This window comes from Pseudomonas sp. HY2-MNA-CIBAN-0224, from assembly GCF_040310285.1.
Classification (GTDB): domain Bacteria; phylum Pseudomonadota; class Gammaproteobacteria; order Pseudomonadales; family Pseudomonadaceae; genus Aquipseudomonas; species Aquipseudomonas helleri.
Window position 1 is genome coordinate 24,608 of sequence record NZ_JBEOPQ010000023.1, and the last position, 13,920, is coordinate 38,527.

The window sequence follows — 13,920 nt, forward strand, 5'->3', positions numbered from 1 at the left end:
CGACCCTACGACGGCTGCGCCTGAGACTGTCGCAGCTCGCGCTGCACCACCCAATACTCAACCAGTTCGCGCAGTTGCGACAGTTCGACAGGCTTGGCCATGTGGCCGTCCATGCCGGCCTGGCGTGCGCGCTCTTTGTGCTCAGTCAGAATATGCGCGGTCAAGGCAACCACCGGGGTGCGGACGCGCTGGTGGCTGACTTCCCAGGCGCGTAATTGCTCGGTGGCTGAGAAGCCGTCCAGGACCGGCATTTCGCAATCCATAAGCACCAGGTCGTAACGCTGCGCTTTCATGGCCTGCAGCGCTTCTTCGCCGTTGGAGGCGGTGTCCGGGTGCAAGTTGAGTTTGCTCAACATGCCACGAATCACCTTGGTCGAAATGTTGTTGTCTTCGGCCACCAGAATTCGGAAGTTGCCGGGCACGCTAAGGGGCGCTGACGGGCCGCTGCCCAAGGGCGGTGTGACGCCAAGGCCATTGTTGCGTTGGGTCAACTCGTCGGCCAAGGTGGTTTTCAGGGTATAGCCCGCCACCGGTTTGGCCAGGATGCGCTTGATGCCGCAGTTGCGCGCAATGATCTTGCTCGGCGCATTGCTGATGCCCGTGAGCATCACCAGCAAAATATCGTGGTTCAGGCTTGGGTCTTCTTTGATCTTGGCGGCCAGTTGCATGCCGGTCATACCCGGCATGTTCTGGTCCAGCAAAACAATGTCGAAGTAGTCGCGCAGGTGCGCCTTGGTGCGCAGCAAGGCCAGCGCCTCTTTGCCCGAGGCGGCGGCGCTGACATTCAGGCCCCACGCCGAACATTGCTGCACCAGTACTTTGCGGCAGGTGTCGTTGTCATCCACCACCAGCACGCGGGCGCCTTTGAGCGGGCTGTCCAGGTCCGAGGTGGGGTGCTCAAGCAACTGTGGGTCCAGCGGCAGGGTGAGCCAGAAGTTGGTGCCCTTGGTTTGCCCGGTTTTGATACCGAACTCGCCACCCATCAGGGTGATCAACTGACGGGCAATGACCAGCCCCAAATGGCCGCCCAGGCGGGTGGCGGCGAGGAAGTTTTTGCTGTGCAGTTCGGCGTGCAGCAGTGCCTCGCGCTCTTGCTCATCCATCGGTTGGCCCGAGTCTTGAACGGCGATGCGTAAGCGCGGGGCATCACTGCGCTCTTCTAGAGCAACCACGATGAGGATCTCGCCTTCGTCGGTTTTTTTCAGGGCGCTTTCCAGCAGGCTCAGCAGGGTTTGACGCAAGCGCGTAGGGTCGCCATTGATCACCCGAGGCACTTGCGGCTGGATAAAGCTGATGAGTTCGACGTTTTGCTGCTCGGCCTTGGTGCGGAAAATGCTCAGGCAGTCATCGATCAATGCATTCAGGTCGAACTGCACATCGTCCAGTTCGATCTGCCCCGACTCCAGTTTGGAGATGTCGAGGATTTCGTTGATCAGCGTGAGCAGTTCGTTGCCGGCGCTGTGGATAGTTTGTACGTAGTCACGTTGTTTGACGGACAGCGGCGTGCCGAGCAGCAGTTCTGTCATGCCCAGCACGCCGTTCATTGGCGTACGGATCTCATGGCTGATCTTGGACAGAAACTCGGCCTTGGCATTGATCTCGGCGTTGCTGGCGGCGAGGTCGCAACTCAGGTTGAGCTGGTCTTCGGTGATGCTCCGCGTTCGTTCACTCAGGGCGATGCCCATCAGCAGGCCGCTGAGGCACACCACCGCCATCAGGGCCAACACCAGCTCTTGCGGTGCGATCAGGGTCAACCCCAGCAGGGCGGGCAGGATCAGCAGGGTGCCGATATTGAAAATGATCATGGCCACGACAAACAAACGCGCCGGGCGGTAGCCCTGCTGCAAGTGGTAACTGGCCACCAGCAGAATGCTCAGGCTGGTCAGGGCGACCAGCATGTAGGTGGTCAGGTTCAGTGGCAGGCTGTTGAAGAACAGCAGTAACAAGCCACACAGGCCTACGATCAGGATGTCGATCAGCAGCAGTTTATGCAGGGGGTGCGGCCCACGGCTGGAGAAAAAGCTGTAGGTAAACATCAACCCGCACGGCGCGGTGAGTATCAGTGCCAGATAGGCGCCAGGGGTTTGCCAGCTGTGCCATTGCGGGAACCACGGGCTGAGCAAGTTTAAAAAGAGCGCCGAGCTGGCCAGCAGCAAGATCTCGCACAGAGAGAGCCACAGGCAACTGATGGTGCGCGAGAAGGCAAAACGAATCAGGTTGTGCAGTACCAGCATCGCGATGCCGCCCATCAGTAGCCCATAAAGCAGGGTGGTGCCCTGATCGGCAGCGAGGACAACGGCGGTACTGAGGGTAATGTGCGGGCGCAGTTGGTGTTCAGATTCCATGCGCAGGTAAACATCCAGAGGCTGATCGCTCTGGGGCAGCGGTAACAGGTAGTCGCTGCTGGACAGTGGTTTTTCGCTTTGTGGCAGGGTGTTGCCGGTGGTCACTTCGGTGATCAGTTTGTGATCATCGAGGACATACAAATCAAGGCGTGAGAGGTCGGGGGCGAACACCCGCAGGATCTGCTCATGCTGGTCGGGCTGTAAACGGAACTTCAGCCACAGGGCTTCGCCGGGCTCGGCAGCCACCATGTTCTCAAGTTCGATGGAGGTGAACTGGCTGTTCAATCGGGCTGAGCGCACATCGCTCAGTTGCAGGTCGCCTTGCGGGTCGGACAGCATGGACCAGCTGCCACCTGATGCGGCATGAGCCGGCATCAGGCAGAGCAGGGTTGTCAGCAGGCTGACAGTTATTCCTATGGCGATCCTAAGCCAGCGCACGGTGAAATCCCTTCGTCGATTGTTGCAAGTCGGTCACTATGCGCGGCGCTGGAAGAGTTAGGCAAGGCTGATCCATCCCTGTCTATCCATATGGATAGACTTGTTACTGAGACTCACCGCGTTCGCGTGCAATGGCTCGGTAACCGATGTCATGACGGTAGAAACAGCCGTCCCACTCGATAGCTTTGGCCAGGGCGTAGGCTTGCTTTTGCGCCGCCTCAACCGTGTCGCCCATCGCCGTAGCACACAGCACGCGACCACCTGAGGTGATCACTTCGCCAGCTGCATTGAGCGCGGTGCCCGCGTGGAATACTTTACCTTCCAGTTTCGCTGCAGCGTCCAGTCCGTGGATTACAGCGCCTTTAGTGTAGTCTGCCGGATAGCCGCCTGCCGCCAGCACAATGCCCAAACTTGGACGTGGATCCCATTGTGCTTCAACTTTATCCAGCGCTTGAGCCAAAGCGGCTTCAATCAGCAGCACCAGGCTCGATTGCAGACGCAGCATGACCGGTTGAGTCTCCGGGTCGCCGAAGCGGCAGTTGAACTCGATGACTTTCGGGTTGCCAGCTTTGTCGATCATCAGGCCGGCATACAGGAAGCCGGTGTAGACGTTGCCTTCTTCAGCCATGCCGCGCACGGTCGGCCAGATCACCTGGTCCATCACGCGCTGGTGAACCTCAGCGGTGACCACTGGAGCAGGCGAGTAAGCGCCCATGCCGCCGGTGTTCGGGCCGGTGTCGCCGTCGCCGACGCGTTTGTGGTCCTGGCTGGTGGCCATAGGCAAGACGTTCTTGCCGTCGACCATCACGATGAAGCTGGCTTCTTCGCCGTCGAGGAACTCTTCGATCACCACACGCGAACCGGCTTCGCCGAAAGCGTTGCCCGCGAGCATGTCGCGCACGGCGTCTTCGGCTTCAGCCAGGGTCATGGCGACGATCACGCCTTTGCCCGCAGCCAGGCCGTCAGCCTTGATCACGATAGGCGCGCCAACCTTTTGCAGGTAAGCCAGCGCTGGCTCGATCTCGGTGAAGTTCTGGTAATCGGCGGTCGGGATCTTGTGGCGAGCCAGGAAGTCCTTGGTGAACGCTTTCGAGCCTTCCAGCTGAGCGGCGCCAGCGGTCGGGCCAAAGCAATCCAGGCCACGGGAGCGGAACAGATCAACCACACCGGCTACCAACGGGACCTCTGGACCAACGATGGTCAGGGCAACGTTCTTCTCGGCAAAATCAGCCAGTTGCTCAAGGGCCAGCACGTCGATAGCAACGTTTTCGCACTTGGCTTCAATGGCGGTGCCAGCGTTGCCGGGGGCAACGAATACTTTAGCGACACGCGGGTCCTGCGCTACTTTCCAGGCCAGTGCGTGTTCACGGCCACCGCTGCCAATGATCAAAACATTCATTTCAAAAACCTCGGATGACGCTGAATTCTGTTTAGAACCTAAAGCGTTTAACGCTTCAGGAGGTTGTAATGAAGCCGGTAGATGCAAGGCGGAGTCGACCTCGATGAGCGGAGTTGCCTTTTGGCAATGAGCATCATCGAGGTCGGCTCCAACGCAGCAGATGCCGGGTTCAGTACGACCGTCGTCTGGTTAGTGACGGAAATGGCGCATGCCGGTGAATACCATGGCAATGCCCGCTTCGTCGGCGGCGGCGATCACTTCGTTGTCGCGCATCGAGCCACCTGGCTGGATCACTGCAGTGATACCGGCTTTGGCAGCATTGTCGATGCCGTCACGGAACGGGAAGAATGCGTCCGATGCCATCACCGCACCTTGTACCTGCAAGCCTGCGTGCTCAGCCTTGATGGCGGCAATGCGGGCCGAGTTTACGCGGCTCATCTGGCCTGCGCCTACACCGATGGTCTGACGGCCTTTGGCGTAAACGATGGCGTTGGATTTAACGTACTTGGCCACTTTCCAGGCGAAGATCAGGTCGTTGATCTCTTGCTCGGTCGGTGCGCGCTTGGTCACCACTTTGAGGTCTTCGCTGCCGATCATCTGGATGTCACGGCTTTGCACCAGCAGGCCGCCGTTGACGCGTTTGAAGTCCCAGGCCGGTGCGCGCTCTGCGCTCCACTCGCCGCAGGCCAGCAGGCGCACGTTGGCTTTGGCGGCCACGATGGCGCGGGCTTCTTCGCTCACCGACGGGGCGATGATCACTTCAACGAATTGGCGCTCAACAATGGCTTTGGCCGTTTCGGCGTCCAGCTCACGGTTGAAGGCGATGATGCCGCCGAACGCCGACTCGGTGTCCGTCGCGTAAGCCAGTTCGTAGGCCTGACGGATGCCGCCTTCGTTGTCCGGGCTGACCGCCACGCCACACGGGTTGGCGTGCTTGACGATCACGCAAGCCGGTTTTACGAAGCTCTTCACGCACTCCAGCGCAGCGTCGGTGTCAGCTACGTTGTTGAACGACAGCTCTTTACCTTGCAGTTGGGTCGCGGTAGCGATGCCGACTTCGGCAGGCTTGGCCTCAACGTAGAACGCCGCGCTCTGGTGCGGGTTCTCGCCGTAACGCATTTCTTGCGCCTTGATGAACTGGCTGTTGAAGGTGCGCGGGAACTGGCTGCGGCCTTCGGTGCTGAGGGTTTCAGCCGCCTGGTTCACGGTGCCCATGTAGTTGGCGATCATGCCGTCGTAGGCGGCGGTGTGTTCGAACGCCTTGAGCATCAGGTCGAAACGCTGTGCGTAGGTCAGGCCACCAGCCTTGAGGTTTTCAAGGACATTGGCGTAGTCGCTGGCATTTACCACGATGGCCACGTCTTTGTGGTTTTTGGCTGCGGAGCGAACCATGGTCGGGCCGCCGATATCGATGTTTTCGATTGCGGTCGGCAGGTCGCAGCCTGGCTTGTTGATGGTGGCTTCGAACGGGTAGAGGTTAACGGCCACCAGGTCGATCGGCTTGATGCCGTGCTCGTTCATGATGTCGTCGTCAATGCCGCGACGACCGAGGATACCGCCGTGGATTTTCGGGTGCAGGGTCTTCACCCGACCGTCCATCATTTCCGCAAAACCTGTGTAGTCCGCCACTTCAACAGCGGCAACACCGTTGTCTTGCAGCAGCTTGAACGTACCACCGGTGGAGAGGATCTCGACGCCGAGGGCTTCCAGTTCACGGGCGAAATCAAGGATTCCGGTTTTATCGGAAACGCTGATTAGAGCGCGGCGGATCGGCAGGCGGGTAGTCTGGTCGGTCATCTCGATTTCCATCAAAAGCAAAGGAGTCAGCAAAAAAGGCGGCCTGTTTTATCAGGACGCCTTTCAGGTTTGATTGAATGCTTACAGCAGATCGTACTGTTTGAGCTTTTTGCGCAGGGTGCCGCGATTGAGTCCCAGCATCTCGGAGGCTTTGGTCTGGTTGCCCTTGACGTAGTTCATGACGCACTCGAGCAAAGGGGCTTCGACTTCGGAAAGCACCAGGTTGTACACGTCCGTGACTTCAGCGCCCTCCAGGTGGGCGAAATAATTGTGCAGCGCCTTTTCGACACTCCCGCGAAGGGTCTGACCTTCTTCGCTCGGCGTATTGAGGTGCTGTTTCAAATTGACGTTGTCGCTCACGGGCGTTGTTCCACTCACTAATGTCTCGGTCATCATCGTCATGCGGCCACCCATCCTTCGTCCCCTGTCCCCAGGCTCTTATGTCGTTCGGCGAAAAACGCCTGAACGTTGGCGCATTGAGCTTCCGTATCTTCCAAACGATTGAAGTGGGCGCGAAACTCCTTGGCGCCCGGCAAGGTTGCGAGATACCAACCGACATGCTTGCGGGCAATACGTACCCCCAATACCTCCCCATAGAAGGTGTGCAGTGCGGCCAGATGCTCTAGCAGAATACGTTCCACTTCGGCCATTTCCGGTGCCGGCAACAGCTGGCCGGTACGCAGAAAGTGGTCCACTTCGCGGAAAATCCAGGGCCGCCCTTGAGCCGCCCTGCCTATTAACAGTCCATCGGCACCGGTGGCGTGCAGCACGTGCCGGGCTTTATGGGGTGAATCGATGTCGCCATTGGCAAACACCGGTATCGACACGGCCTGCTTGATCGCGGCAATGGTGTCGTACTCGGCCTCGCCGGTGTACAGGTCTGCACGGGTTCTGCCGTGCACGGCCAGCGCTTGAATCCCGGCCTGTTCGGCGATTTTTGCCACCGTGAGGCCGTTCTTGTTGTCGCGGTCCCAGCCGGTACGGATTTTCAGGGTGACCGGCACATCAACTGCGGCCACAACGGCCTGCAGGATCTCGTTCACCAATGCTTCGTCTTTCAGTAACGCGGACCCGGCGGCCTTGTTGCAGACCTTTTTTGCCGGGCAACCCATGTTGATGTCAATAATCTGTGCGCCCAGTTCCACATTGGCCCTGGCGGCGTCTGCCAGCATTTGCGCATCACCGCCGGCGATCTGCACCGAGCGGGGCTCGGGATCACCGTCGTGAATCATGCGCAGGCGCGATTTACGACTGTTCCAGAGACTCATGTCACTGGTCACCATTTCCGACACAACCAGGCCCGCGCCCATTCGTCGACAAAGCTGACGAAAGGGTTGGTCGGTGACACCCGCCATAGGAGCGAGAATCAAACCGTTTTGCAATGTGTATGGGCCGATGCGTACCGCCGACATAGGACTTCCCTGTTGTGGGGCCGGATCTGGGGAGTTCGAAAAAGGGTTGGCATGATACCCGCTCTCGATGACTGGATAAAGACGAAATTGGATGATTTTTGAACAATGGAGGCTGAAAGCCAGCTTCAAGCCTCAAGCTACAAGCTTAAAGCCGCAGCAGATTTGCTGCTGGCTTCTAACTTGCGGCTTGCCGCTTATCGCTAAAAGCGCAGCGCGCTCATTCCGGGGAATGAAAACTCAGGCTGTAATTCACCGCTTTCGGGCCCGGATCCAGGATGTCGAGGGCAATGTGGATAGGCGTTTGCGGCGGCATTTCGGCCTTGCCAGTCAGGTCGCCGCTCAGGTATTCGCCGGGTTTGAAACGGCGGCTGGCGATCATTTTGCCGTTCAGGTCGGCAAAACGCAGCTCCAGCAGCGGGTAGGGCTGGGAAAACGGCGCGCGGTTGTAGAGGATGGCGTCTACCACCAGCGCACCGGCGAATTCAGGATGGCTGCGCACCACCAGATTGCTGCTTTTTATACGGTCTATATCGACCTTGGAAGGCACGCTGCAGCCGATTTGCGGGCACAGTTGCTGGAAGAGCGGCCGGTATTGGTCCTGGCGAGCCAGTTCATCGAAGTGATACGCGATGTATTGCCCGGCCAGTGCAGCGGCGGCCAGCAGCACCAAGAGCGTCCAGAGCAGGCGCTTGCCCCACGGCGATCGGCGCTTTTGCCAGTCCAGGTGCAACGGGTCGTCTACCAGGTCCAGCAGCACGTCGTCGCGCACACCGGGCTCGCTGCGTGTGCGTTTGTCTTTGGTCGCCGAGGCAGGGGCCAGAGGCTCATCGTCCTCGTCGTCATCCACCGCAGACAAATGCTCGCCGCGCAGCTCCGGTTCATCGTCGTCATCTTTGCTGAGCCTGAGCGGCGGCGTGTCGTCGGGCTCGTCGATGTCCAGCGACAGCGATGGCTCGGTGCGCCCGGTTTCAGCCGGTTCGAGGTCGTCTTCGACGGCCTTGACCGCCAGTGCTGAGGTTTCGGCACGTTCTGCTGCGGATTCACTGAACAAGCTGCCTGACCATTGGCTTTCGTCGGCGTCGCTGGTGTCGCGGCGAGCGCTTAGCGCACTGGTTTTGGCTTTTTGCGACTGACCAAAGCTTTTGCTGGGCTGAATCTCCCGTTCTTCAAGCTTGGCTAGCTCTTCGTCCAGGTCCAGGTGCTCAAGGTCCAGCTCGGCCACTTCCCAGTGCGCCGGGCTGATGGCCTTGGGCGCAGCAGGCGGCTCAACGGCCACAGGTTCTGCAACAAGTGGCGCCACAGTTGTAGGCAACTGCTCTGTTTCGGTGCCTTTATTCAGCAGTTGCTGTGCGGCATTGAACACTTGCAGGCAGGAACCACAGCGCACCACGCCGCGGGCCATGCTCAATTGAGCATGGCTGACACGGAAGCTGGTTTGGCAATGTGGGCACTGTGTAACGAAGCTATCGCTCATGCGGCCATCCGGGTTAAGCAGGCTTGTATTCTAGCGTCGACGACCGCTGATGCGCACCCAGCCATCGCGGTTGGCGATAGGGTCCAGATCAAAGTCTTGAGCGTAGGCCGCGGCGACGTCTTCGCCTTGCTCGGCGAGGATGCCAGACAGCGCCAGGCGGCCACCGGGCTTGACCAGGCTGGACAGTTGTGGCGCCAGGGCAACCAGCGGGCCGGCCAGAATGTTGGCGACCAGCACGTCGGCCTGCACCTGCGGCAGGTCTTCAGGTAGGTACAGCGGGAACAGCTCTGGCGCTACGTTGTTGCGCCCGGCGTTGTCGCGCGAAGCTTCCAGCGCCTGCACGTCGATGTCGGTGCCGACGGCTTGCTTGGCGCCCAGCAACAGTGCAGCGATGGCCAAAATGCCCGAGCCGCAGCCGAAGTCCAGCACGTCGCAGTCTTTGAGGTCCTGGCCGTCGAGCCATTCCAGGCACAGCGCGGTGGTCGGGTGAGTGCCGGTACCAAACGCCAGGCCCGGATCCAGCAGCAAGTTCACGGCCTCAGGCTCGGGCGCAGCGTGCCAGCTTGGAACAATCCACAGGCGCTGACCAAAACGCATGGGTTCAAAATTGTCCATCCAGCTGCGTTCCCAGTCTTGGTCTTCGATGACTTCGGCATGGTGTTCTGGCAATGGCGAGCCGGTCAGCAGCTCCAGATGGGACAGAACCAGCTCGGCTTCGGTACCGCCTTCGAAAAGGGCCAGCAAATGGGTATGCGACCACAGCGGCGTGGTGTTGAGCTCAGGTTCAAAGATCGGCTGATCTTCGGCATCCATAAACGTTACCGAAACGGCACCGACTTCGAGGAACGCGTCTTCGTAGGTTTCGGCTTGATCTGGGCTGATGGCGAGGCGTACTTGCAGCCAAGGCATGGCGGGCACCTTTGAAAAATAGGAATGTGCAGCCGGAGGGGCTGCGAGAAACGCGCCAGTTTACGCGAGCGCAGGCCTCCCTGCTATGGCAGGCCATCTGTAGGGGCGTCCTAAGGTCATTCGCGCAAGCATTTGATATTGGGATGATGGCGTTTATGGAAGCGTCCTACATACCGTGAGCACCAATCTGGGCACTCTCTTCCTGATTACTGTGTGTGAGGTTCATTCATTCTATGACTGGGCTTCATGGTTCTCAGCCGTGCTCCCTGTAGGGGCTATGCAAAAGGAGAGGCTTATGGCCCGGGGCTATTTTATTGGTCTGGACGACAAAACGACCTGCGGTGGCAAGGTGCTGGAGTCAGACCCTGGCATTACGTGGAATGGCATTCAGCATGCCCTTGAAGGCCACTTGGTCAGCTGCGGGCAGGACGGTAAGGCCTACCCGATCTGTGGCGGTGTGGATGGTTTTATCAGCAATGGCCGGCGGGTGGCTGGCACGCTGGACAGCCGCAGCGGTTGCCCCTGTCAGGCCGAGCTGATTGCCTCTGTGACAGTGCATTCTTATGTCAGCGATTCAGCCCCGGCGTTTAAGGGCGGCGTGTTCGCCGCGCCGCAGCCCATGCCCGCCACCCTCAGCACAACGTGCGACGAGCGTTTCCAGTTGCTCAATCAACGTGGCTTGCCCCTTGGGCAACTGGGGTATGCCGTGCTGCAAAACGACCACTGTATGGGTTACGGCACACTCGATGCGCAAGGCCATACCTGCTCGTGCTCCAGCGACGGCCCCGAACAATTGGGTATCGCCATCAACGCCCCGTCACCGGTTATGGAGTAAGCAGCATGTCCTTGAATGATTTTCAGCGCACCAACGCCGCAGGGCCGGACGCCTTGTATCAACTGCCGCAGGCCAACTCGCATACCTACAGCCCCACCGATACACCGGCCAAAAAAGTGGTCGTCCAGAGCCTTGCCCTGAGCCGCTTGCCGGGCGCCATGCGCTCGATGGGCTGGCACACGGCAGCGGCCTTGATGCAGCGCTGGTTTGACAGCCCTGCGTGGGCGATGCCGGAGGCGTGGAAAGAGCGTAAAACCCAGCCTGACCCTCTCACTCTGAAACCGGCGCAGTGCGATGAGAGCATTGTAAAAATGGAGTGGGCCATGGGGTATGAGCGCTGTCGTAAAGCAGTTGAAGTGGCTGAGTCAAGATTGGCTTCGCCTAATGGTGTTAAACGTTTAAAAGATCTGCTAACTAAAGCCGGGTGGTCGGGAAAAGGTTCGCAACCATTAGGTCATTACCCCATGTCCGCTTTGCAGATGGATGTTATCTCTCAGGTCAACTTCGCAGTATTCGGCGGCACGTGGGATGTTCTGGATGACATGTATGGAGCTTTGGGTAATGCAACTTTGAAGGTTGGCGTTGTCGGCGAGGCTTTTACAGAACGAAATCCGGCGACTAATCAACTTCGTCATCTATTTCATGTGGAAAAGGTTGGTTTCTACATACGTGACCATTACGACTTCAATGGTCTGCAATATCTGGGCACTTGGACAGACGATCGTGTGCTGACCAAGGCAGAGACCGCTTTTACCTTGAGCCTTCATGGTCAAGTTGTATTGCGTCTAAAGGAAGGTCCTTTTGCTGCAGTCACCAATGGTGATTTTCGCGACTATCGTGACAAAACAGGCAAAGGCGGCGACTTCGTTATCTATTCAGATGTGCTGTGGAGAAACTCCGGACAAATCATTGATCTGGGTGTTTGGGCGTGAAGCCTGCATCAAGACGCATCGCCTTTTTCGTAGCCTATATCACCATTGCGGGCGGGTTATGGACTGCTTCGAACTGGTGGGAAAGAGGGTTGGCAACCAAGGATAGTGAGTCGAGTATCAGCCCTAATGGCTGTTACCGAATTGATAGTTTCAAACCCTATTGGGTGCTCCCTGATTTTTTGCATCCCATGCCCCATCCATTCGGGGACCTGCCGCCAAAATGGTTTGTTTGGTGGGGGAATCCAGCTTTTTTGCGTCTTTACGATCATCGAAATGGCGATCTGATCTCAGAAACTGAAATCTATGATGCGGAGTCAGATGGCGGGCAACTGCACTGGGGGGATGGATCAGGCAATGTGTGGATTGGGATGATCAGAATGGAGCTTAACCTTCCCGACTGCATAGGCGATATCCCCGGAAAAGTGAGGCGCGAACAATGAAGTCCAGCTCGCGACGCATCGCTTTTTTCGTAGCCTATATCACCATTGCGGGCGGGTTATGGACCGCTTCGAACTGGTGGGAAAGAGGATGGGCTACGCGACTGGCTACCGATAGTGTCAGCCCCGATGGCTGTTATCGAGTCCAGAGTTTCAAGCCCTATTGGGTTCTGCCAGATACCTTTCATAGGCGCTCAGACCCCAATGAAGATCAGCCGGCTGAGTGGTTTCCATGGTGGGGTTATCCAGGTTTTTATCGTCTTTTCGATAATCGCAGTGGCGAGTTGATTTCAGAAACCGACATCTATGATCTGGAGTCAGCGGGAGGCGGGCTCAGTTGGGGCGAGGGTTCTGGTTATGTGATGGCCGGTTTGATCATCATCGCCTCCAACCTCCCTGATTGCACAGGCGATAACCCCGGCAAAACCAGGCGCAAGCCATGACAGCCATGACGCCCCCCATCGCTTCTAGGCGGCCTGAATCAATTTTGTAGCCGGGCACCCAAAAAACTGGCACCCCAGACACAACAAAGCCGCTCGAAAGCGGCTTTGTTGAGCAGAACACAAACTTACTTGTTAGCCAGTTTGTGTTCCAGGTAGTGAATATTGACGCCGCCTTCGCAGAAGCCTTCGTCATTCACCAGGTCGCGGTGCAGCGGGATGTTGGTTTTGATCCCGTCGACCACGATTTCGTCCAGCGCGTTGCGCATGCGAGCCATGGCTTCGTCACGCGTCGCCCCCCAAGTGATCAGCTTGCCGATCAGGGAGTCGTAGTTGGCCGGAACCTTGTAGCCGCTGTACAGGTGCGAATCGACGCGAACGCCGTTGCCGCCCGGTGCGTGGAAGTGCTTGACCATGCCTGGGCTCGGCATGAACGTTGCCGGGTCTTCAGCGTTGATCCGGCATTCCAGCGAGTGACCGTGAATGTTCACGTCAGCCTGGGTGAAGGACAGCTTGTTGCCTGCCGCAATGCTCAACATCTCTTTAACGATGTCGATGCCGGTGACCATTTCGGACACCGGGTGCTCTACTTGCACACGAGTGTTCATCTCGATGAAGTAGAAACGACCATTTTCGTACAGGAACTCGAAAGTACCCGCACCACGGTAGTTGATGTCAACGCATGCCTGAACGCAGCGTGCCAGAACTTCCTGGCGAGCCTTCTCGTCGATGCCCGGTGCTGGCGCTTCTTCCAGAACCTTTTGGTGACGACGTTGCAGCGAGCAATCGCGGTCGCCCAGGTGGATCGCGTTACCCTGGCCGTCGGAAATAACCTGGACTTCCACGTGACGTGGGTTGGTCAGGTATTTTTCCAGGTAAACCATCGGGTTGCTGAACCAGGCGCCGGCTTCTTCGCGGGTCTGCTTGGCGGCTTCGATCAGGTCTTCTTCACGGTGCACAACGCGCATGCCACGACCACCACCGCCGCCAGCGGCTTTGATGATCACCGGGTAGCCGACTTCACGGCCAATGCGTAGTGCGGTTTCAGGGTCTTCCGGCAGCGGGCCGTCAGAGCCTGGAACAGTCGGTACGCCCGCCGCGATCATGGCGTGCTTGGCCGATACCTTGTCGCCCATCAGGCGAATGGTGTCAGCTTTCGGGCCGATGAAGGCAAAGCCGGATTTCTCGACTTGTTCGGCGAAATCGGCGTTTTCAGCCAAGAAGCCGTAGCCCGGGTGAATCGCCGTGGCGCCCGTCACTTCGGCTGCCGCGATGATCGCCGGGATGTGCAGATAAGACAGGTTGGCTGGTGCCGGACCAATGCAGACGGTTTCGTCTGCCAGACCCAGGTGCATCAGTTCCTTGTCGGCAGTGGAGTACACCGCGACGGTCTTGATGCCCAGTTCCTTGCACGCCCGCAGGATGCGCAAGGCGATCTCGCCGCGGTTGGCGATCAGGACTTTTTCCAGCTTCTGAGGCTTCAACATCGTTGGCTCCCCGTG

Annotated in this window: 12 protein-coding genes; 4 read left to right on the forward strand and 8 right to left on the reverse strand. The window is 58.4% G+C overall.

Annotated features, from left to right (window positions below; all coding sequences use genetic code 11):
• Positions 1-5: 5 nt before the first annotated feature.
• The 7 genes from AAEZ03_RS12765 to prmA all read right to left on the reverse strand — a co-directional run bounded on the left by AAEZ03_RS12765 (position 6) and on the right by prmA (position 9,774).
• Positions 6-2,783 carry a hybrid sensor histidine kinase/response regulator gene (locus tag AAEZ03_RS12765; RefSeq protein WP_350579113.1) on the reverse strand — a complete coding sequence of 926 codons (2,778 nt, stop codon included), beginning with the start codon at positions 2,781-2,783 and terminating at the stop codon, positions 6-8.
• A gap of 103 nt (positions 2,784-2,886) precedes the next feature.
• Positions 2,887-4,182, reverse strand: coding sequence for a phosphoribosylamine--glycine ligase (purD, locus tag AAEZ03_RS12770; protein ID WP_278941701.1), 1,296 nt, complete (start codon positions 4,180-4,182; stop codon positions 2,887-2,889).
• A gap of 189 nt (positions 4,183-4,371) precedes the next feature.
• Positions 4,372-5,979: a bifunctional phosphoribosylaminoimidazolecarboxamide formyltransferase/IMP cyclohydrolase gene (gene purH / locus AAEZ03_RS12775; protein WP_048366513.1), complete on the reverse strand. Its 1,608-nt coding sequence runs from the start codon at positions 5,977-5,979 to the stop codon at positions 4,372-4,374.
• An 81-nt stretch (positions 5,980-6,060) separates the two neighbouring features.
• A complete protein-coding gene (fis, locus tag AAEZ03_RS12780) occupies positions 6,061-6,381 on the reverse strand; it encodes a DNA-binding transcriptional regulator Fis (protein WP_019408796.1) in 321 nt (106 codons plus the stop codon).
• Positions 6,378-7,391 (reverse strand): tRNA dihydrouridine synthase DusB, encoded by a 1,014-nt coding sequence (gene dusB, locus AAEZ03_RS12785; RefSeq protein WP_048366512.1) that lies wholly within the window; start codon positions 7,389-7,391, stop codon positions 6,378-6,380. Before dusB ends, fis begins: the two co-directional genes overlap by 4 nt.
• 217 nt (positions 7,392-7,608) lie before the next feature.
• Positions 7,609-8,865, reverse strand: coding sequence for a DUF3426 domain-containing protein (locus AAEZ03_RS12790; RefSeq protein WP_350579118.1), 1,257 nt, complete (start codon positions 8,863-8,865; stop codon positions 7,609-7,611).
• Positions 8,866-8,895: 30 nt separating this feature from the next.
• Positions 8,896-9,774 (reverse strand): 50S ribosomal protein L11 methyltransferase, encoded by an 879-nt coding sequence (gene prmA / locus AAEZ03_RS12795; RefSeq protein WP_350579121.1) that lies wholly within the window; start codon positions 9,772-9,774, stop codon positions 8,896-8,898.
• Positions 9,775-10,069: 295 nt separating this feature from the next.
• Between prmA and AAEZ03_RS12800 the strand changes: the two genes are divergently transcribed.
• The 4 genes from AAEZ03_RS12800 to AAEZ03_RS12815 are packed head-to-tail and all read left to right on the forward strand — an operon-like array spanning position 10,070 to position 12,421.
• Positions 10,070-10,609 carry a PAAR domain-containing protein gene (locus tag AAEZ03_RS12800; protein WP_278942089.1) on the forward strand — a complete coding sequence of 180 codons (540 nt, stop codon included), beginning with the start codon at positions 10,070-10,072 and terminating at the stop codon, positions 10,607-10,609.
• Between the two features lie 5 nt (positions 10,610-10,614).
• The gene (locus AAEZ03_RS12805) at positions 10,615-11,541 is read left to right on the forward strand and encodes a DUF6402 family protein (RefSeq protein WP_350579123.1); all 927 of its coding nucleotides are present in this window, start codon (positions 10,615-10,617) and stop codon (positions 11,539-11,541) included.
• A complete protein-coding gene (locus tag AAEZ03_RS12810) occupies positions 11,538-11,981 on the forward strand; it encodes a hypothetical protein (RefSeq protein ID WP_350579126.1) in 444 nt (147 codons plus the stop codon). Before AAEZ03_RS12805 ends, AAEZ03_RS12810 begins: the two co-directional genes overlap by 4 nt.
• Positions 11,978-12,421, forward strand: coding sequence for a hypothetical protein (locus AAEZ03_RS12815; protein WP_350579129.1), 444 nt, complete (start codon positions 11,978-11,980; stop codon positions 12,419-12,421). The genes AAEZ03_RS12810 and AAEZ03_RS12815 overlap by 4 nt, the downstream gene beginning before the upstream one ends.
• 125 nt (positions 12,422-12,546) lie before the next feature.
• On the opposite strand, the gene accC is transcribed toward AAEZ03_RS12815, so the two are convergent.
• A complete protein-coding gene (accC, locus tag AAEZ03_RS12820) occupies positions 12,547-13,905 on the reverse strand; it encodes an acetyl-CoA carboxylase biotin carboxylase subunit (protein WP_048390888.1) in 1,359 nt (452 codons plus the stop codon).
• Between the last annotated feature and the right edge of the window lie 15 nt (positions 13,906-13,920).

What these genes read in the sequence shown, in the direction of transcription:
- purD (WP_278941701.1), bottom strand. Translation starts at nt 4,182, where the DNA reads ATGAATGTTTTGATCATTGGCAGCGGTGGCCGTGAACACGCACTGGCC.
- AAEZ03_RS12800 (WP_278942089.1), top strand. Translation starts at nt 10,070, where the DNA reads ATGGCCCGGGGCTATTTTATTGGTCTGGACGACAAAACGACCTGCGGT.
- AAEZ03_RS12790 (WP_350579118.1), bottom strand. Translation starts at nt 8,865, where the DNA reads ATGAGCGATAGCTTCGTTACACAGTGCCCACATTGCCAAACCAGCTTC.
- AAEZ03_RS12805 (WP_350579123.1), top strand. Translation starts at nt 10,615, where the DNA reads ATGTCCTTGAATGATTTTCAGCGCACCAACGCCGCAGGGCCGGACGCC.
- dusB (WP_048366512.1), bottom strand. Translation starts at nt 7,391, where the DNA reads ATGTCGGCGGTACGCATCGGCCCATACACATTGCAAAACGGTTTGATT.
- purH (WP_048366513.1), bottom strand. Translation starts at nt 5,979, where the DNA reads ATGACCGACCAGACTACCCGCCTGCCGATCCGCCGCGCTCTAATCAGC.
- prmA (WP_350579121.1), bottom strand. Translation starts at nt 9,774, where the DNA reads ATGCCTTGGCTGCAAGTACGCCTCGCCATCAGCCCAGATCAAGCCGAA.
- accC (WP_048390888.1), bottom strand. Translation starts at nt 13,905, where the DNA reads ATGTTGAAGCCTCAGAAGCTGGAAAAAGTCCTGATCGCCAACCGCGGC.
- fis (WP_019408796.1), bottom strand. Translation starts at nt 6,381, where the DNA reads ATGACGATGATGACCGAGACATTAGTGAGTGGAACAACGCCCGTGAGC.
- AAEZ03_RS12815 (WP_350579129.1), top strand. Translation starts at nt 11,978, where the DNA reads ATGAAGTCCAGCTCGCGACGCATCGCTTTTTTCGTAGCCTATATCACC.